General features: G+C 64.3%; 16 protein-coding genes and 1 pseudogene. 5 read left to right on the top strand and 12 right to left on the bottom strand.

Going from position 1 to position 19,997, the window contains the following annotated elements:
- The first annotated feature begins 63 nt into the window (after positions 1–63).
- The 3 genes from P9239_RS11795 (at position 64) to P9239_RS11785 (ending at position 3,330) form a co-directional block, all read left to right on the top strand.
- Positions 64–1,452, top strand: coding sequence for a replicative DNA helicase (locus P9239_RS11795; protein WP_159836081.1), 1,389 nt, complete (start codon positions 64–66; stop codon positions 1,450–1,452).
- Between the two features lie 138 nt (positions 1,453–1,590).
- Positions 1,591–2,217 carry a DUF47 domain-containing protein gene (locus tag P9239_RS11790; protein WP_159836082.1) on the top strand — a complete coding sequence of 209 codons (627 nt, stop codon included), beginning with the start codon at positions 1,591–1,593 and terminating at the stop codon, positions 2,215–2,217.
- 102 nt (positions 2,218–2,319) lie between these two features.
- A complete protein-coding gene (locus P9239_RS11785) occupies positions 2,320–3,330 on the top strand; it encodes an anion permease (RefSeq protein WP_309750934.1) in 1,011 nt (336 codons plus the stop codon).
- 48 nt (positions 3,331–3,378) lie between these two features.
- On the opposite strand, the gene P9239_RS11780 is transcribed toward P9239_RS11785, so the two are convergent.
- The 12 genes and pseudogenes from P9239_RS11780 to P9239_RS11725 form a co-directional block, all read right to left on the bottom strand.
- Positions 3,379–4,185, bottom strand: a complete 807-nt coding sequence (locus P9239_RS11780) for an SDR family oxidoreductase (protein WP_309750932.1) — start codon at positions 4,183–4,185, stop codon at positions 3,379–3,381.
- Positions 4,186–4,935: 750 nt separating this feature from the next.
- Positions 4,936–5,979 (bottom strand): annotated as a pseudogene (locus tag P9239_RS11775) (NlpC/P60 family protein); the annotation flags it as partial.
- 192 nt (positions 5,980–6,171) lie between these two features.
- A complete protein-coding gene (locus tag P9239_RS11770; RefSeq protein ID WP_309750930.1) occupies positions 6,172–8,043 on the bottom strand; it encodes a PhoH family protein in 1,872 nt (623 codons plus the stop codon).
- Between the two features lie 391 nt (positions 8,044–8,434).
- Positions 8,435–8,896 carry a peroxiredoxin gene (locus P9239_RS11765; RefSeq protein ID WP_309750929.1) on the bottom strand — a complete coding sequence of 154 codons (462 nt, stop codon included), beginning with the start codon at positions 8,894–8,896 and terminating at the stop codon, positions 8,435–8,437.
- 63 nt (positions 8,897–8,959) lie between these two features.
- A complete protein-coding gene (locus P9239_RS11760; RefSeq protein ID WP_309750927.1) occupies positions 8,960–9,856 on the bottom strand; it encodes a polysaccharide deacetylase family protein in 897 nt (298 codons plus the stop codon).
- A gap of 9 nt (positions 9,857–9,865) precedes the next feature.
- Positions 9,866–10,912 carry a bifunctional UDP-4-keto-pentose/UDP-xylose synthase gene (locus P9239_RS11755; RefSeq protein ID WP_309750925.1) on the bottom strand — a complete coding sequence of 349 codons (1,047 nt, stop codon included), beginning with the start codon at positions 10,910–10,912 and terminating at the stop codon, positions 9,866–9,868.
- Positions 10,909–11,895: a formyltransferase gene (locus P9239_RS11750; RefSeq protein ID WP_309750924.1), complete on the bottom strand. Its 987-nt coding sequence runs from the start codon at positions 11,893–11,895 to the stop codon at positions 10,909–10,911. Before P9239_RS11750 ends, P9239_RS11755 begins: the two co-directional genes overlap by 4 nt.
- Entirely contained in the window at positions 11,892–12,935 is a 1,044-nt protein-coding gene (locus tag P9239_RS11745) for a glycosyltransferase (protein WP_309750923.1), read from the bottom strand. The genes P9239_RS11750 and P9239_RS11745 overlap by 4 nt, the downstream gene beginning before the upstream one ends.
- Positions 12,936–12,951: 16 nt before the next feature.
- Positions 12,952–14,109 carry a DegT/DnrJ/EryC1/StrS aminotransferase family protein gene (locus P9239_RS11740; protein WP_309750921.1) on the bottom strand — a complete coding sequence of 386 codons (1,158 nt, stop codon included), beginning with the start codon at positions 14,107–14,109 and terminating at the stop codon, positions 12,952–12,954.
- 36 nt (positions 14,110–14,145) lie between these two features.
- A complete protein-coding gene (locus tag P9239_RS11735; RefSeq protein WP_309750919.1) occupies positions 14,146–14,517 on the bottom strand; it encodes an SMR family transporter in 372 nt (123 codons plus the stop codon).
- An 85-nt stretch (positions 14,518–14,602) separates the two neighbouring features.
- On the bottom strand, positions 14,603–16,276 hold the full coding sequence (locus tag P9239_RS11730) for a glycosyltransferase family 39 protein (RefSeq protein WP_309750916.1): 1,674 nt from the start codon (positions 16,274–16,276) through the stop codon (positions 14,603–14,605).
- A 297-nt stretch (positions 16,277–16,573) separates the two neighbouring features.
- Positions 16,574–16,948 carry an Mth938-like domain-containing protein gene (locus P9239_RS11725; RefSeq protein WP_309750914.1) on the bottom strand — a complete coding sequence of 125 codons (375 nt, stop codon included), beginning with the start codon at positions 16,946–16,948 and terminating at the stop codon, positions 16,574–16,576.
- 468 nt (positions 16,949–17,416) lie between these two features.
- Between P9239_RS11725 and P9239_RS11720 the strand changes: the two genes are divergently transcribed.
- Together P9239_RS11720 and P9239_RS11715 are read left to right on the top strand one after the other, a co-directional pair.
- Positions 17,417–18,655, top strand: coding sequence for a pyridoxal phosphate-dependent aminotransferase (locus P9239_RS11720; RefSeq protein ID WP_309750911.1), 1,239 nt, complete (start codon positions 17,417–17,419; stop codon positions 18,653–18,655).
- Positions 18,656–18,680: 25 nt separating this feature from the next.
- A complete protein-coding gene (locus P9239_RS11715) occupies positions 18,681–19,997 on the top strand; it encodes a homoserine dehydrogenase (RefSeq protein WP_309750910.1) in 1,317 nt (438 codons plus the stop codon).

The following is a 19,997-nucleotide window of genomic DNA, read 5'->3' as shown; positions in this document are numbered from 1 at the left end:
TCCTGCCTTTTTGTTTGTCCGATCAATACACCGCATGGCGGATTTCGTCGATAATTCCACCCCATGAACGCACCGTCCAAAGATCCGCAACTCGACGCGCTGAAGGTTCCGCCGCACTCGATCGAAGCCGAGCAATCGGTGATCGGCGGCTTGCTGCTGGACAACGCGGCATGGGACCGCATCGCCGACGTCATGTCGCAGAGCGACTTTTATCGCTATGACCACCGCATCATTTACGAGCACATCGGCAAGCTGATCGCGTCGACGCGGCCGGCCGACGTCATCACGGTCTACGAAGCGCTGACGATGGCCGGCAAAGCCGAGGAAGTGGGTGGCCTGGCGTATCTCAACGCGCTCGCGCAGAACACGCCGAGCGCGGCGAACATCCGCCGTTACGCCGAAATCGTGCGCGACCGCGCGGTGCTGCGCCGTCTCGTGTCCGTGGCGGATGAAATCTCCGCCGACGCGTTCAATCCGCAAGGGAAGGAAGTCCGGCAAATTCTGGACGAAGCCGAAGCGCGGGTGTTCTCCATCGCCGAGGACGGTGCGCGCGGCACGCAAGGCTTCCTCGAAATCGGACCGCTGCTCACGCAGGTCGTCGAGCGCATCGATACGCTTTATCACACGGCCAATCCGAGCGATGTCACCGGCACGCCGACCGGCTTCGTCGACCTCGACCGTATGACCTCGGGCATGCACGGCGGCGAGCTGATCATCGTGGCGGGGCGTCCGTCGATGGGTAAGACCGCGTTCTCGATGAACATCGGCGAATACGTGGCCGTGGAGTACGGCTTGCCCGTCGCGGTCTTTTCGATGGAAATGCCGGGCACGCAGTTGACCATGCGTATGCTCGGCTCGGTCGGACGCCTTGATCAGCACCGTATGCGCACGGGCCGTCTCACCGACGAAGATTGGCCGAAGCTCACGCACGCGGTGCAGAAAATGAGCGAGGCGCAGCTTTTCATCGACGAAACCGGCGGCCTGAACCCGATGGAACTGCGCTCGCGGGCGCGGCGCCTGTCGCGCCAGTGCGGCAAGCTCGGGCTCATCATCGTCGACTATTTGCAGCTGATGTCGGGCTCCGGCGGCGGCGAGAACCGCGCGACCGAGATTTCGGAAATCTCGCGTTCGCTGAAGGGTCTCGCGAAGGAACTGGACGTGCCGGTGATCGCCCTTTCGCAGCTCAATCGCGGTCTGGAGCAGCGTCCCAACAAGCGTCCGATCATGTCGGACCTGCGCGAATCCGGCGCTATCGAGCAGGACGCGGACGTGATCCTCTTCATTTACCGCGACGAAGTCTACAACCCGGACAGTCCGGATAAAGGCACCGCGGAAATCATCATCGGCAAGCAGCGTAATGGTCCCATCGGGCCGGTTCGCCTGACGTTCCACGGCCAATACACGAAGTTCGACAATTTCGCCGGCGTTCAAAGCTTCTACGGCGGCGAATAGCCTCGTTCGCGTAAGACTGTCAAGCCGTCGATCACAGCCCTATGCACGCGACGTCCGAGCGCGGTGCGCCGGGTGCTGCGCGCAGGTACAATATGTCGGTTTGATGTCAGCCTCATTGACCCATCTATCGGGACTTTCATGTTCGGTCGTTTCATGCCCACCGAGGGCAAATTCTTCGAGATTTTCAACGCGCACGCGAAATGCATGGTGGATGCCAGCCGCGAGCTCGAACTGCTGATCGATAACCTCGACGAAGCCGAGGTTCACAAGCAGAACGTCCAGACGAACGAAAAGCGTGCCGACAAGCTCACGCACGAAACGATCGATCTGCTGCACAAGACGTTCATCACGCCGCTCGACCGCGACGAGATTCACAAGCTCATCACCACGATGGACGACATCCTCGACTTGATGGAGGACGTCGCCACCGCCATTTCGCTTTACGACGTGCGGGCGGTGACATCGGAAGCGAGCCAGCTCGCGCACATCTGCACGGCTACGTGCCTGCGCGTGCAGCAGGCCGTGGGTCTGCTCGAAGACATGAAACGCGCGAGCGAAATCCTGAAGATCTGCGAAGAGATCGACCGCCTGGAGTCGGACGCTGACCGCGTGCTGCGCTCGGCCATGTCGAAGCTCTTCCGCGAGGAAGACGACGTCAAGACGCTCATCAAGCTCAAGGCGATCTACGAGCTTCTGGAGACGATCACCGACAAGTGCGAGGATGTCGCCAACATCATCGAAGGCATCGTGCTGGAAAACGCCTGATCATGCCGCCCGAGCCCGTTCGCGCAGGACTCATCGCATGCGGCGGGCGATGACGACACAGACCGGCCGTCAGTACAGCGCCGGTCAATACCACACCAACTGATGCATTCGATTCAACTCGCAATCTGGGCAGTCGCTACGCTCGTCATAGTCGCACTCGTGTTCGACTTCATGAACGGCTTTCACGACGCCGCCAACTCCATCGCGACGGTCGTTTCGACCGGCGTGCTCAAGCCGCAGCAAGCCGTCGCGTTCGCGGCCGCGTTCAATGTCATCGCGTATTTCATTTTCCACCTGAAGGTCGCCGCGACCGTCGGCAGGGGCACGATCGACCCGGATATCGTCGATCACTACGTCATATTCGGCGCGCTCGTCGGCGCGATCGGCTGGAACATCGTCACGTGGGTGTACGGCATTCCGTCGAGTTCGTCCCATGCGCTGATCGGCGGTCTGGTGGGCGCGGCGCTCGCGAAGTCGGGCTGGGGCTCGCTCAACTGGGACGGGCTGCTCAAGACCGTGGCCTTCATCTTCATTTCGCCGCTGCTCGGCTTCGTGCTCGGCTCGTTTTTCATGCTGCTGGTGTCGTGGCTGTATTTCCGCACGCCGCCGTCGAAGGTGGACCGGCGTTTCCGGCGCCTCCAATTGCTTTCGGCTGGACTGTATTCGCTCGGGCACGGCGGCAACGACGCGCAAAAGACCATCGGCATCATCTGGATGCTGCTGATCGCGACGGGCTACGCCTCCGTGGGCTCGGACGCGCCGCCGATCTGGGTCATCGGGCTCTGTTATCTGTCGATGGGACTCGGCACGCTGTTCGGCGGTTGGCGCATCGTGCGCACGATGGGCCAGAAGATCACGAAGCTCAAGCCCGTCGGCGGCTTCTGCGCGGAGACGGGCGGGGCGATCACGCTCTTCGTCGCGTCCTTCCTCGGCATTCCCGTTTCCACGACGCACACCATCACCGGCGCGATCGTCGGCGTGGGCGCGACGCAGAAGTTCAGCGCGGTGCGCTGGGGCGTCGCGGGCAATATCGTGTGGGCGTGGATTCTGACGATCCCGGCTTCCTCGGCGCTCGCCGCGGCGGGCTGGTGGCTCGGACACCGCTTCCTGTAGCACGTCGACTCAGCCTGCGGCCCGCGTTACAGCGCGGGCCGCGGCGCATCAAATGATCGGCGACGACACTCCGTCCATCGGGATGATCGCGCCCGACACATAACTCGCGCGGCGGCTTGCCAGAAAGAGGGCGACGTCGGCAATTTCCTCCGGTTTCGCATATCGCCCGAGCGGCACCTTGGTCTGACTCTCGGCGAGCACCTGATCGCGCGTGACGCCTTGCCGTTGCGCTTCCAGTTGCAACGCTTCCTCGACGCGCTCGGTGAGCGTCGCGCCGGGATTGATCGCGTTGATGCGAATGCCGAGCTTCGCGTAATGATGCGCGAGGCCGACGGTGTTGAGCATCAGCGCTGCGTTGGCCGCGCCGCCCGCAATATGGATGTCCGTTGCGATTTTCCCGCCCATGCCGACAATATTGACGATCGCACCCGGCTCCGTCGCGGGATCGTTGCGCAGTCGCTCGGCCATGCGCTTCAGCACGACCTGCTGCGGATAGACATACGAGAAGTACTTCGCGTCCATCGCGGCTTTGTAGGCGGCGGCGTCGAGCGTATCGGGATCGTAGCGGCGGGCGGCGCCTGCGCTGTTGATGAGAATGTCGATGGGGCCGAGCGCCGCGCTCGCTTCTTCGACCACGTCCTCGGCGCTGTGCGCCTCGTGCAGGTCCGCGCGAGCAAGATGAACGTGATGACCGTCGGCCGCGAGTTGTTCGCGTGCACGGGCGAGATTCGCGGCATCGCGGGAAACGATCGCGACTTTCGCGCCTTCGCTTGCAAACGCTTTCGCACACGCGAAGCCGATTCCCTTGCTACCGCCCGTGATCAGCACAACTTTGCCGGCCAGTCCCAGATCCATGGTCTTGCGCTCCTTTCGTTCTTTGATGTCGCTGTCGAGGAAGTATCGGACACGATAGCAGAGCGGGCGCGCGGCCGTCGCGACCAAGGCGGCGCTCGGGCGCATCACGCGCTTTGCGGCGCGTCAGTCGGCGCCGGTGGCAAACCGCGCGATCGGGTCGTCGTTGGGAGCGGCGCGCGGCGCGGTCAGCGAACCCGTGGACGCACGCATCACCCGCACGGGCGGCTCGGCGCGCGCGGTCGGCGTGGCTGATTGCGCGGCCTGTGCTTGCAGCCGGGCGGCACGGGATGACGGCGGCGGGGGCTCGAAGGCGTCGGCAGCGGCCTGGATCGGATCGGGCACGGCTTCGTTCGCGGAGGCGGGCAGTCTTGCGTCGGCCGTTTGTGCTTGGCGCTGTGCGGCGCTCGACGTCGTCGGCGGCGGTTCGAAGGCGTCCGCGCTTGCGGTTGCCGCTCGGGCGCGGCGCGCGTCGGCCGAAGCTGCGGCGGACGATTGACGCTGTGCTGCGTTCAACGTTGCGGGCGGAGGTTCAAAGGCGTCCGCGCCCGCTCCGGTGGGCGCATTGCGCGCGTAACTGGAAACCGCCGCTGACGATTGACGCTGCGCGGCGTTCATCGATGATGGCGGCGGCTCGAATGCATCGACGCTGGCGGCTGTCCCAGGCGCTTCACGCGCGTAGACGGAAGCCACAGCCGACGATTGACGCTGCGCAGCGTTCATCGACGCTGGCGGACGTTTGGACGCATCGACGCTGGCAGTTGCGCCAGGCGCTTGACGCGCGTAGACCGAAGCCACAGCCGACGATTGACGCTGCGCAGCGTTCATCGATGTTGGCGGCGGCTCGAACGCATCGACGCTGGCGGCTCTGCCGGGCGCTTGACGTGCGTATACCGAAGCCACAGCCGACGATTGACGCTGCGCAACGCTCATTGACGCTGGCGGCGGCTCGAAAGCGTCCGTGCCGGCGGTCGCGGCAGGCGTTTGCCGGGCGTAGGCCGAACCTGCTGACCACGATTGACGCTGCCCGGCGCTCGCTGGTTCGGCCATGGCGACCGAAGCACCGGCCGTCGCGGCTGAGACCGGCGCCCGCCCCGCAGAAGCCGATAAAGTAGACGTTTGCGGCTGCGCTGCGCCAATCGACATCGACGGCCGCTCGACCGCAATCGCGCTGGCGGTTGCTGGCGCCGGCTGACGCGAAGACGCTGCGTCCCGAGGCCCGGCCAGATACGTCGGCGCATCGAACGGCGTCGGCGCGCTCTTCGGCGGCGCGACGCGCCGAATACCGTCGAACCGTTTCGCCCAATAGGGATTCGTCAGGTAATCCAGCCGCACCGTGCCGCCCGTCGACGGCGCATTCACGAAACGCAGCTTGCCGACATAAATGCCGACGTGCGAATGCGGCCGCCCGGTCGTGTTGAAGAAAATCAGGTCGCCGGGCGCGACTTCGTCCGGGTCGATAGACTCTCCGCGTCCGCTCATCTCGGCGGTCGTGCGCGGCAGATTCACCGATGCCGCGCGATCCACGACATAGCGCACGAGCCCGCTGCAATCGAAGCCTGCTTCTGGCGTATTGCCGCCCCAGCGGTAGGGCACGCCGACGAGCGACATCGCCTGAATCGAGATTTCCTCGCGCCCCACGCTGTGATCGACGAAGTTAGGAAAGCCCGACGGCGGCTTGTAGGCGCGGGGCGTCGTGCTGGCCGAGACCGCAGGCTTACGCGCCGCTTGCTGCGGCGCGCTTCCGCACGCGGCAAGCAGAACGGACACGAGAAGCGGTAGCCAGATTCGACGCATTGAAGACGAGCGAGCGCACTCGCCGAAGAGAAGACAGTCCGCCGATACTAGCCCGCCGCACGGCCGTGCGGCAAGACATCGTGAGGTTCCACTTTAACTTGGTGCGATAAGTGTTGCGGGAGCGGAACGCGCGCACAAAGAAAAAGCCCGGCGGATCGCTCCGCCGGGCCATCTCATCCGACTGCGCGTGCTTTACAGAATGTCCGAAGCGTAGTCCGCGAGCCGCGACCGCTCGCCGCGCGCAAGCGTCACGTGCCCGCTATGCGTCCAGCCCTTGAAGCGGTCGACCACGTAGGTCAGCCCGGAACTACCCTCGGTCAGATAGGGTGTGTCGATCTGCGCGATATTGCCGAGACACACGATCTTCGTGCCCGGACCGGCGCGCGTGACGAGCGTCTTCATCTGCTTGGGCGTCAGATTCTGCGCTTCGTCGATGATCACGTACTTGTCCACGAACGTGCGCCCGCGCATGAAGTTCATGCTCTTGACCTTGAGCCGCGAGCGGATCAGTTCCTGCGTGGCTGCGCGGCCCCATTCGCCGGCGGCATCGTCGGTTTTCTGGAGGACTTCGAGGTTGTCGTCGAATGCGCCCATCCACGGCTGCATCTTCTCTTCCTCGGTGCCCGGCAAAAAGCCGATGTCTTCGCCGACCGGCACCGTCGCGCGCGTCACGATGATCTCGTTGTAGCGCTTGTCGTCGAGCACTTGCGCGAGGCCGGCGGCAAGCGCCATCAGCGTCTTGCCGGTGCCCGCCTGACCGAGCAGCGTGACGAAATCGACCTCCGGATTCATCAGCAGATTCAGCGCAAAGTTCTGCTCGCGATTGCGCGCCGTGATACCCCACACGTTGTTCTTGTGATGCCCGTAGTCGCGCAGCGTCTGCAAGAGCGCCGTCTTTCCGTTGAGTTCGCGCACGACCGCATGGAACGACGGCTCGCCATTCTGCGGCTCCAGATAGACGAACTCGTTGACGAGCATGGACGGGCAAAGCGGCCCAGTCACGCGGTAGTACGTGGTGCCGGTCTTGGTGTCCTGCCAGCTTTCCATGCCCTTCGCGTGCTTCGTCCAGAAATCCTGGGGCAGCGCGCGCACGCCGGAATAGAGCAGGTCCTTGTCTTCCAGCACCTGATCGTTGAAGTAGTCCTCGGCGGGCAGGCCGAGCGCATGCGCCTTGATGCGCATGTTGATGTCTTTCGACACCAGCACGACCTGCCGATCCGGCCGCTCCTTCTGAAGCGCGCGCACGACGCCGAGAATCTGGTTGTCCGCCTTGCCGATAGGCAGGCCTTCGACCGGCTCGATATCGGTCAGCGTCGTCTGGAAGTACAGGCGGCCGAGCGCGTCGCGGTTGCCCTGCGCGGCAAGCGGAATGCCCTCCGACATCTGGCCCGCGTGCGCGACGAGTGCGTCTAGCGTGCGGCTCACCTGACGCGCGTTGCGCGCCACTTCCGACATGCCTTTCTTGTGGTTGTCGAGCTCTTCCAACGTCATCATCGGCAGATAGACGTCGTGTTCCTCGAAGCGAAAGAGCGAACTTGGGTCGTGCATCAGCACGTTCGTGTCGAGCACGAAGAGCTTGCTCAGTTCCTCCTCGACCGCGCCGCGCTGACGGCGCTTGTTCTGCGTGCGCGTGTCCTTGGCGGGAGCGGCGCTCGGAGTCGGCGTCGCGGCGGGCGCGTCCGTGCGCGCCTCGCGTTTGGCGGGGCGGGCTTCTTCGCTCGTTTCCTCTTTTTCGCGAGCGGCCGGCACCGGTTGCAAGAGAGCGGCAGTCTGCTTCGTGCGACGGCCGCGCGCAGCGGGCGCGGCAGCGGCGGGTGTTTCGGTCGATGCGTCTTGCGGCGCCTGCGCGAGCACGTCACTGGCGATCGAGCGCAGCGTGTTGGCGGCGTTCGCGGAATGGGCGGCTGCGGGGCGCTCGGCGGTCACGGTCTCGACCGAGCCGACAGCGTCGTCGTCGCTCGCCGCAGCCTGTTTTTTCGGCTGCTTCGAAGGCCGGGCTTTGGCCTTGTACTCTTCGGCCGGAAGGAGATGGCCGAGCTTGGCCGGGGCGGTAGGCAAAGGCATGGTGTTCCCTCGAAAGGAATCGGGTCGTGTATCGTGCGCCGCCTGTCGCATCCTGCTCGTCCGCCCGTAAGCTACGTGTGCCGCAGTTTGCGCCCGGTGGCGCGCTTCGTTGTCGAAAACGCCGGTTCGCCTAAGTTTCGATCTGCTCCTTGAGGATGCGTCCGTCGCGTCGCGCCCGCCAAAGAAGCGGGGAAAACGCGCGACACCAATAAAAAAGCCGCCGTTCCGGCTATCGGAACCAGCGGCTGACTTCTCTTTCAGAGCGCCTGCGCCGTGCCCCTTCCACGTAGCCCGGGTCCATGCCGACCGCGCCGAAAGGCGCACGGCGGCTCGCGCAAAGGCTTGAGGAATGGGGTGGACAGGCGCTCATTGCGAACCAATATAGCGTGCCTCAGATGGCTTGTACAGCCTCGACGATGGCCTCTACGTGCCCCGGCACCTTGATGCCGCGAAACTCCCGCCGCAGCACGCCTCGTGCGTCCAGCAGGAACGTCGAACGCTCGATGCCGCGCACTTCCTTGCCGTACATCTTCTTCATCTTGATGACGTCGAACAGCGAGCAAATGGCTTCGTCGGCGTCCGAGACGAGCGTGTAGGGCAGTTCGAGCTTCGCCTTGAAGTTGTCGTGCGACTTCACGCTGTCACGCGAGATGCCGACGATTTCCGCGCCCGCCGCCTTGAACTGGTCGTAGTGGTCGCGAAATTGCAGACTCTCCGTGGTGCAGCCCGGCGTGTTGTCCTTCGGATAGAAGAAGAGCACGACTTTCTGGCCGCGCAGGCTCGAAAGTGTGAACTCGCCGCCCGTGGCGGGCGCGGTGAAGTCGGGAACGGGCTGGTCGACTGCGACTGGCACGAAGGTTTCTCCTGTTGTTCACTTTTGTGTTGTCTATGAATCGCCGATGTAGAAACGGCAGTCTCAGCCCGGCTGCACGATCAGCTCGCCCGCGCGGCCCGGGATTTCACCCCAGGTCACCGGATAAGACGGCAAGCTCGCGCGGTCGAGCGTCGCATGATAGTCGCCCATCGTGGCGAAGCTGTGTCCCTGCGCGCGCCAGCCGGCGAGCAGCTGCTCGAACACCGGCGCGAGCTTCTGGCCTTCCAGCTCGGCGTGCAGCGTGAACACCTGATCGTGCGGATTGTTCGCCGTATGCCGCAAGACGTGCGCCGCGACGTTGCTCTCGTCGACCCCGTCCACGCCGAGCACTTCGTCGAGCGTGGGCAGCGTGGTCGGCATCTGAATGTGCGCGAGCGTGCGGCCATCCAGCACCGGAATGTACGGCGTGTGTCCCCGGCCATCGGAGGCATAGCGCATGCCCCAGGCGTCGATCTGCTCGAACGCGTAGCCGTTCATCTGCCAGCCGGCCGCGCCGTGCGTGACGGGCGGCGCGCCGAAAATCTCGACGAAGCGCGCGTGACTTTGCTGCATCTGCGCGACGGTCCACGCGCGGTCGCGCGAGCGCACGTTGTCCTGCCAGTAGACGTGATCCCACGTATGGATGCCGCATTCGAAGCCGGCTTCGTGGATCGCGCGCATCTCCGACACCGCGCGCCGGCCGATGTCCGGCCCCGGCAGGAGCACGCCGTACATCAGCGTTTTTATGCCGTAGTGCTCGACCACCGACGTGCGCGACACCTTTTGCAGGAAGCCGGGCCGGAACACGCGGCGCAGCGCCCAGCCGGTGTGATCCGGGCCGAGGCTGAACAGGAACGTCGCGCGGGCGTTGTACTTGTCGAGCAGACGCGCGAGGTTCGGCACGCCTTCGCGCGTGCCGCGCAGCGTATCGACGTCGATCTTGAGGACGATGCGGGCCACGCTGCGGTCTTATGCCTGTTCGACGAGCTTGCGGGCTTCGCCCACCTGTCCGCGATACGCCTCGAAAATCTTGCGCAGCGCGTCGTCCATGGTGGCTTGCGGCGCCCAGCCGAGCTCCTGCATGGTGTTGTCGATCTTCGGCACGCGGTTCTGCACGTCCTGATAGCCCGCGCCGTAGTACGCGCCCGACGACGTCTCGACCAGTTGCACTTGCTTCGCCGTCTCCGCGTACTCGGCGAACTCACCCGCGAGCGCGAGCATCTTGTTCGCCAGTTCACGCACCGAGAAGTTGTTCTTCGGATTGCCGATGTTATAGATCTTGCCCGTCGCCACGCCGCCCTTGTTCTCGATGATCTTCATCAGCGCGCCGATGCCGTCGTCGATATCCGTGAACGCGCGCTTCTGCGCGCCGCCATCCACGAGGCTGATGTTCTCGCCGCGCACGATATGGCCGAGGAACTGCGTCACCACGCGCGACGAACCTTCCTTCGGCGTGTAGATGGAGTCGAGGCCGGGGCCGATCCAGTTGAAAGGGCGGAAGAGGGTGAAGTTGAGCCCCTCCATGCCGTAGCCCCAGATCACGCGGTCCATCAGCTGCTTCGAGCACGCATAGATCCAGCGCGGCTTGTTGATGGGGCCGTAGGAGAGCACGGAGTTCTCCGGGTCGAACTGCTCGTCGGTGCACATGCCGTACACCTCGGACGTCGACGGAAACACCAGATGCTTGCCGTACTTCACAGCCGAACGCACGATCGGCAGGTTCGCCTCGAAGTCCAGTTCGAACACGCGCAGCGGCTGCTTCACATAGGTCGCGGGTGTGGCGATGGCAACGAGCGGCAGGATCACGTCGCACTTCTTCACGTGATACTCGACCCACTCCTTGTTGATCGTGATGTCGCCTTCGAAGAAGTGCATCCGCTCGTGATTCGCGAGGTCGCCCAGACGATCGGTTTGCATGTCCATCCCGAAGACTTCCCAGTCGGTGGTTTCGAGGATGCGCTTGGACAGGTGATGGCCGATAAAGCCGTTGACGCCCAGGATGAGAACTTTTTTCATGAATGACGAGAGGATTGAATGAGTCGGCCGAATTCGGCGGAATCGACGGTGCGTTCTTCGCCCAAAGGTTGCGACGCGCTATCGAGCAGCCGATGCCGCAGCTCGTACACGGCGATCACGCGGCCATCGCCGCAGACGCCAAACAGCGCATTATCCGTCACCGTCAGGCCCGGCGGCAAACTGGCCATTGCCGCGAGCCGCGCGGGCGGCATGCCGGGCGCGCCCGTTTGGGGCACGAGACGCGCACGCGCGACGATGAAGCGATGCTCGCCGATATCGGTGAACGCGCCCGGATAAGGCGGCGCCACCGCGCGAATCAGGTTGTAGACGCGCTGCCCTGGCTGCGTCCAGTCGATGCGGCCGTCTTCCGGCTTGCGGCCGCCGTAGTAGCTGCCCGCCGCGAGATCGTTCGGCAGATGCGGCGCTTCGCCCGCGAGCAGGGCGGGCAGCACGCGCCAGAGCGTCTGCTCGGCGGCGACCACGGTTTTATCGAAGACCTGCGCGGCGGTGTCGTCCGGCAGGATCGGCACGGGCGTTTGGGCGAGGATCGCGCCGGCGTCGGGCTTTTCCGCCATTTCGTGCAGCGTCGCGCCGGTTTCGGTCTCGCCGTTGAGCACCGCCCAGTTCGTCGGCACGCGGCCGCGATACTTCGGCAGCAGCGAGCCGTGCATGTTGTATGCGCCGCGCTTCGCGAGCGCGAGCAGCGCGACGGGCAGCATGTGCCGGTAATAGAACGAAAAAATGAAATCGGGCGCGGCTTGGGCCACGGCTTCGTGCACGTCCGGCGCTTTCGGATCGGCGGGCGTGATCACTTCGATGCCGCGCTCCGCCGCGACCTGCGCGACGCTGCCGAACCAGATGTTCTCGCTCGCGCTGTCCTCGTGCGTGACGACGAGCGCGACGTCCACGCCGCGCGCGAGCAGCACTTGCAGACAACGCATGCCGACGTTGTGATACGCGAAGACGACAGCGCGCGGCTTCATCGGCCCGGTTCCTCGCGGCCGATCACGGCAGCCGCCACCGGCTGCACGGCTTCCTGCATCGGCTTATTAGCGATGGACAGCCCGTCGCGTTGTTCGAGAATGGTCTGCACGAGATAACGCGGACGCGCGCGCACCTGCTGATAAATCCGGCCGATGTATTCGCCGAGCAGCCCGAGCGCGAAGATGATCACGCCGAGCATGAAGAACGTGATGGCGAAGAGCGTGAACACGCCCTGAACTTCCGCGCCGAACATGAAGCGGCGAATCAGCAGCAGCACGAACAGGCCCGCCGAGCCGACCGACAGAATCACGCCGATGAACGACAGCCATTGCAGCGGCACCACCGAAAAGCCGGTGACGAGGTCGAAGTTCAGGCGGATCAGGCTATAGAGCGAGTACTTCGATTCGCCCGCGAAGCGTTCCTCGTGCGCGACGTCCACTTCGATCGGGTTCTGCGCGAACGTGTACGCGAGCGCCGGAATGAACGTGTTGATTTCGCCGCAGCGGTTGATCGTGTCGATGATGTGCCGGCTGTACGCGCGCAGCATGCAGCCCTGGTCGGTCATGCGAATCTTGGTGATGCGCTCGCGCAGGCGGTTCATCGCGCGCGACGCTTTCTTGCGCCACAGGCTGTCCTGCCGCTGCTGGCGGATGGTGCCGACGTAGTCGTAGCCCTCGCGCATCTTGGCCACGAGCTTGCCGATTTCCTCCGGCGGGTTCTGCAGGTCGGCGTCGAGCGTCACAACGATCTCACCGCGCGACTGCTCGAAGCCCGCAAGAATTGCCATGTGCTGGCCGTAGTTGCCGTTGAGCAGAATGACGCGCGTGGTGTCGGGGCGCGCGTGGAACTGCTGCGCGAGGAGCGCGGCCGATTTGTCGCGGCTGCCGTCGTTGATGAAGATGACTTCATACGACGCGCCGAGCGCATCGAGCGCCGGGTACAGACGCTGGAAGAGGGCGGCGAGACCGTCTTCCTCGTTGTACACCGGAATGATGACCGAGACCTCGGGCGAATTCGCCGGAAAATCCGTATGACTCATGTGGCTGTGCGTTTCCTTAACGATTGTGTCCATACTGCTCGCAGATTTCATCGACGGACTTCACGACATGCGCGACGTCGTCCGCGCTCATGCCGGGAAAGAGCGGCAACGTCACGGTGCTCGCGCCGAAACGTTCCGCGTGCGGGAACATGCCTTCTTTGTACCCGCGCTCACGGTACAGCGTGAACAAATGCAGCGCCGGATAGTGCACGCCGCTGCCGACGTTGCGCTCCTTCAGTTGCGCCATGAACTCCGCTCGCGTGAGACGCAGGTTTTCGAGCGGCAGCGCGATCTGGAACATATGCCAGTTGCTGTCGGCGAAGTTCTGCACCGGCAGGCCGACGCCGAGCCGCACCGCCGCGCCGCCTTCGAACGCGTCGAAGTAAAGACGCGCCAGTTCGCGGCGGCTTTCCGTGATCGACTCGATCCGGCGCAGCGAGCCCAGCCCGACGCGCGCCGCGACATCCGTGAGATTGTATTTGCCGCCCAGCACGTCGCAGTCCATCCCGTCGAAGCCCGTGCGCGTGATGCCCTGCAGCCGGTACTTGCGCGCGAGTTCGGCTTCTTCTTCGTTGTTCATCACGAGCGCGCCGCCTTCGATCGACGTCACGTTCTTGTTCGCGTGGAAGCTGATCGACACGAGATCGCCGAACGAGCCGATGCGCTTGCCGCGCCAGCTCGCGCCGACCGCCTGTGCGGCGTCTTCGATCACGCGCAGCTTGTGTGCGCGCGCGATCCCGTAGAGCCGGTCCATGTCAACGGGCAGCCCCGCCAGATAGACGGGCATGAGCGCCTTGGTACGCGGCGTAATCGCGCGTTCCAGCAAGTTCAGGTCCATGTTGCGCGTGACCGGGTCGATATCGACGAAAACCGGCGTCGCGCCCACTTCCAGAATCACGTTCGCGGTCGAGACCCAGGTCATCGGCGTGGTGATGACCTCGTCGCCCGGGCCGACGCCCGCGATCCGCAGCGCGATTTCCATCGTGCAGGTGCCGGAATTGAACGCGCGCACCGGGCGGCCGCCGAAATACTCGGACAGCTCCGCTTCGAACTGCTGGTTCTGAGGGCCGGTGGTGATCCAGCCGGAGCGCAGCACGTCGACGACGCCCTGAATGGTCTCCTCGTCGATCTCAGGCTTGACGAAGGGCAGGAACGGCCGCGAGGTCTGAGTCATGGAGTGTTTGCTTAAAGAGGGTGAAGAGAATTGGGGTCAGCCGCGCGCCAGCACGGCCACGCCGACGAGAATGATGCCGATGCCCACGAGCCGCTGCACCGACAGTACTTCGCCGAACAAATACCATGCCGCGAAGGCGTTGACGACGTAGCCGAGCGAGAGCATCGGATAAGCGAGCGACACGTCCACGCGCGATAGCCCGACGATCCACACGACCACGCTCACCACGTAACACGCGAGGCCGCCGATGATAGGCCACTGCGTCGCGATCCTGAAACCGACCGGCAGAATGTTCGCCGGCGTCATGTCGAAATGGCCGACGGCATTCACGCCCGCCTTGAGCAGCAATTGGGCGCAAGCATTCAACAATACGCCGATGACGATGCAAGTGAAGGAAATCGGGTTCATCGATGAAGAATAAGGATACTCGGTTCGCCGCCGGATGCCGCACGGCCGTGCGCCGGCGGCACTTCGGCGGGGGCGCCGCGCGTGTTCAGGGCTGCGGCTTTTCGACGATCACGCGGCGCGCGTCCCGGGCGATGACCTGCATCGGCACATGGCGCGCGAGCATTTCGTCATAGCGCGACGGCGGCAGCAGCGCAAGCGCGTAACGGTCGGCGTCCCACTGCCTGATCCAGTCGTCGAGGGTCGGCAGCCACTTTTGCGGTTCAGCATGGACGCCGAAGTTCAGTTCGTCGGCTTCCTTCACCATGATCATCGTATGGCCGAGGTAGAAGGGCATCGTGTGATCGAGCTTGGCGATCGAATAGAACGGCGTGTCGGGCGGCAGCTTGGCCATCGCGGCCTTCACGGCGGGCACGAGCTTCACGCCCGAGCTGTCGGTGCCGAAGACGTCGTGGCCGGTTCCGGCGATCGTGCCGAGCAGCAGCCACGCAGCGCCGAGACCCGCCGCGCCCGCTAGCACGCTGCGGCGGTTCAGCCAAAGCCCGACGATGGTCACGACAAACGCTACAGCGAGTCCGGCGTAAACCCACATCTGGAACGCCCGATACAGCCCGTTCGGCGTATTCCCACTGCCGGCCCGGCCGAGGAAAATCGCGCCGAACGCCGCGGCGATCAGGAGCACCGCATAGCCGATCAGATGCCGGCGGTACTGGCTGCGCGTGAGCGACGGCAGATACAGCCCGAACACGAGCGCGATGGCCGGCGCAATCGGCAGCACGTAGGAAATGAGCTTGGAATGCGATGCGCTGAAGAACACGAAAATGAACGCGGACCAGACGAGCAGCATCGTCACCGGCGCGAAGCCGTTCGGCTGGCGCGGCGTCTTGATGCCGTGGCGCACGCTCTGAAACGCAATGGACAGCCACGGCAGAAACCCGACGATCAGCACCGGCACGAAGTAATAGAACGCGCCGGGACGGTTCTGCTCGGGCGTCAGATAGCGCTTGAACTGCTGGACGATGAAGAAGAAATCGAAGAATTCGGGATTCTTCATTTGCACCAGCACGAACCACGGCGCGGCGACGAGGAGGAACACGATCAGGCCGCTGCCGATATAGAGCCGCTTCCACAGCGCCCAGTCGCGCGAAACCAGCGAATAGAGCACCAGCACCGCGCCCGGCAGAATCAGCCCGACCAGACCCTTCGAGAGCACGGCGGCGGCCATCGCGGCCCAGCAGAGCCACATCCACAGGCGCACCTGCCGCGTGGGCAGGCCGGGGCGCTGCGCGAGCAGCAGCGCGCACAGCGTCACTTCCATCCAAAACGACAGGCCCATGTCGAGCGTGTTGAAGTGGCCCATCAGGTTCCAGTACGGGCACGTCGCGAGGATCACGGCGGCGGCGAAACCGGTCATCGCGTTGAACACGCGCGTGCCGGTGTAGCCGACGAGCAGCACGCCCGCGAAGCCGGTGAGCGCGGTATAGAGCCGCGCCTGCCATTCGCCGATGCCGAACCACGCGAACGTCAGCGCGTTCGCCCATGTTTGCAGCGGCGGCTTCTCGAAATACTTGTAGCCGTTGTAGCGCGGCGTGATCCAGTCGCCGGTCACGAACATCTCGCGCGCCATTTCGGCGTAGCGGCCTTCGTCGCTCGGCACCAGATGGCGCCAGCCGAGCGGCGCGAACCAGATGATCGCGAGCGCGAGGACGAGAAGAATGAGCGAAAGACGTGTGAGCGGTAGCCGCGAAGGCGTATCGTTCATGAAGTCGACCTGTCCGATGCCGCAATTGCGGCGCTAGTGAAACGAAATGGCTTGGGCGCGTGGCGAGGCCCGTACATGCGGCTTCATGCGCCGGACGCTCAGGCACGGGGGTTCGCTTGCAACGGCGAAGCGTGCCGGGAGCCGCGCCCGGGAGCCGGCTGCGCGGCGCGCGCCGGGCGGGAGTGTATCGCACGGGCAGCCGCGATTCGTCAATTTGGCGCACGGACACTGTGCGCGCCGGCCGTCGAAGCCGCGCGAGTGTGCCTCACGCGGGCTTATCGGACGCTTAATCCGCGTTCAGGCTTCGATCAGCAGCGCCGCCGCCACGCGCCGCCCCTCGGACATCAGAATGTTGTAGGTGCGGCAGGCCGCGCCGAAGTCCATTGTCTCGACGCCGATGTGATGCTTCGCCAGATTCGCGGTCAGGCGCGGATGCGGGAAGCGCAATTTCGAGCCGCTGCCGAAAATCACGACCTCGGGCGCGGCCTCGACCAGCGCATCGAAATTTTCGGGAGTGAGGGCGTCGAACGCGGCGACGGGCCAGTCCTGCACGGGCGCATCCGGCACCACGATCACGCTGCCTTCGTGGCGCTGAAGATTGACGGCTACGAAGCCTTCGCCGTAGCTCGTGATGGTGTTGAGCGCGCCGCTGGATTCCTGATGAAGTTTCAAAACGATGATCCGGCAAGGAAAGAGGGGGCGGCCCGGTTCCGGCTGACGCCCAGCGCCCGATCCGGCGCGGCCCTTCGGCGGGGCAGAACGCTCCCGCCGATGGTGCACGATGGTGCATTGCGGAACTGAGCCATAATCAGTAAATTATAACTTTCCGGCCGCCGGGTTCGCTTGCGGCGCCCGTTGCGCTCGCGTGCCGCCACAAGCCGCCTTCGACACGCAAACCGGCCGGCAGCGCCCTCGCCCTATCTGGCCCGGCGTCAATCGCGGCGCCGGCCATGCGCATAATCAAGCGGCTGGGTCGGCCGCACGACTCCGCAACACCCCGCTTTGCCTGTTCGCCGCCGTTTCGTCGATACTTCGAGCGGTGCCGCGCGTCGAACGGCGCGGCAGCCGCCGAAATCGCCCGCTTCAGCAGCCGCACAATAAGCGAACCCGACAGCCCGTTCAACAAAAGAGCCGCTAGCCGTGAAACCCATCCTTAAATCCAATAAGCTGCAAAACGTCTGCTACGACATTCGCGGGCCCGTGCTCGAACACGCGAAGCGCCTCGAAGAAGAAGGGCATCGCATCATCAAGCTGAATATCGGGAATCTGGCGCCGTTCGGCTTCGAGGCGCCCGACGAGATCATTCAGGACATGATCCGCAATCTGCCCGGCTCGTCGGGCTATTCGGACTCGAAGGGCGTGTTCGCGGCGCGCAAGGCGATCATGCACTACACGCAGCAAAAGGGCGTGGCGGGCGTCGAACTGGACGACATTTTTATCGGCAATGGCGCGTCCGAACTGATCGTGATGGCCATGCAGGCGCTTCTGAACGACGGCGACGAAGTGCTGCTGCCCGCGCCCGACTATCCGCTGTGGACGGCCGCCGTGAGCCTCTCTGCGGGCACGCCGCGCCATTACATGTGCGAGGAAGGCAACGGCTGGATGCCGGATCTCGACGATATCCGCGCGAAGATCACGCCGAACACGAAGGCGCTCGTCGTCATCAATCCGAACAACCCGACGGGCGCGCTGTACTCGGACGAACTGCTGCACGAACTGATCGGCATTGCGCGCGAGCACGGTCTCATCATTTTCGCTGACGAGGTCTACGACAAGATCATCTACGACGGCAAGACGCACACGTCGATGGCCGCGCTCTCCGAAGACGTGATCACGGTCACGTTCAACAGCCTCTCGAAGAGCTATCGCTCGTGCGGCTATCGGGCAGGCTGGATGGCGATTTCCGGGCTGATCGAAGAAAACCGTCGCCGCGCGAAAGATTATCTGGAAGGGCTCGGCATTCTCGCGTCCATGCGCCTGTGCCCGAACGTTCCCGGCCAGTACGCCATTCAGACGGCGCTCGGCGGCTACCAGAGCATCAACGACCTGATCGTGCCGGGCGGGCGGCTTTTCAAGCAGCGCGATCTCGCCTACGACATGCTCACGGCCATTCCGGGCGTGAGCTGCGTGAAGCCGCAGGCCGCGCTCTACATGTTCCCGAAGCTCGACCCGAAGATGTACCCGATTGCCGACGACCAGCAGTTCATCACCGATCTGCTGCTCGAAGAACGCGTGCTGCTCGTGCAAGGCACCGGCTTCAACTGGCCGACGCCGGACCATTTCCGCGTGGTCTTCCTGCCGAACATCGACGATCTGGCCGATTCGATCAACCGCATCGCGCGCTTCCTCGACGGCTATCGCAAACGGCACTCCGCTTAATTTCCCTTTATAAGACTCGCGCAGTATGGAACCGATCAAAGTAGGACTCTTGGGCTTCGGCACGGTAGGCAGCGGCACTTTCACGGTGCTGCGGCGCAATCAGGAAGAAATCAAACGACGCGCGGGCCGCGGCATCGAGATCGCGCGCATCGCGGTCCGCACGCCGGCCAAGGCGAAGGCCGCTGAAGGCGTCGACATCACCGACGACTTCCATGCGGTCGTCGACGATCCTTCCATCGCGATCGTGTGCGAAATGATCGGCGGAACGGGTTTCGCGCGGGAGCTGGTGCTGCGCGCAATCGCCAACGGCAAGCATGTGGTCACGGCGAACAAGGCGCTGCTCGCGGTCCACGGCACGGAGATTTTCGAAGCGGCACGCGCGAAGGGTGTGATGGTCGCGTTCGAGGCGGCGGTGGCAGGCGGCATTCCGATCATCAAGGCGCTGCGAGAGGGGCTGACCGCGAATCGGATCGAGGCCATTGCGGGCATCATCAACGGCACGACGAACTACATTCTTTCCGAGATGCGCGACCGCGGCATCGACTTCGCGACGGCGCTTTCGGCCGCGCAGGAGTTGGGCTACGCCGAAGCCGATCCGACCTTCGACATCGAAGGCGTCGACGCCGCGCACAAGATCACGATCATGAGCGCGATTGCGTTCGGCGTGCCGGTGCAGTTCGACCGCGCGTATGTGGAGGGCATCAGCAAGCTCGCGGCCATCGACATTCGCTACGCCGAGGACCTCGGCTATCGCATCAAGCTGCTGGGCATCGCGCGGCGCACGGAGAAGGGCATCGAGCTGCGCACGCATCCGACGCTCGTGCCGGAGAAGCGCCTGCTCGCGAACGTCGAAGGCGCGATGAATGCGGTCGTCGTGCACGGCGACGCGGTCGGCATGACGCTTTACTACGGCAAGGGCGCGGGCGCGGAGCCGACGGCCTCCGCCGTGGTCGCCGATCTCGTGGACGTCACGCGCCTCCATACCGCCGATCCGGAGCATCGCGTGCCGCATCTGGCTTTCCAGCCCGACAGTCTTTCGAACACGCCGATTCTGCCCATCGAAGAGGTCACGAGCGGCTATTACCTGCGGCTGCGCGTGGCGGACGTCACGGGCGTGCTCGCCGACATCACGCGCATTCTGGCGGACAAGGGCATCTCCATCGACGCGCTGTTGCAAAAGGAATCGCAACAGGTCGACGGCGCGCAGGCGGGCGAGACGGACATCATCCTCATCACGCACGAGACCGTGGAAAAGAACGCGAACGCGGCCATCGCGGAAATCGAGGCGCTCTCGACGGTGGTCTCGAACGTGACGAAGCTGCGCATCGCAGCCCTCAATTAA

This window comes from Caballeronia sp. LZ062 (assembly GCF_031450785.1).
Lineage (GTDB): Bacteria > Pseudomonadota > Gammaproteobacteria > Burkholderiales > Burkholderiaceae > Caballeronia.
This window is presented reverse-complemented; position numbering and strand designations above follow the sequence as displayed.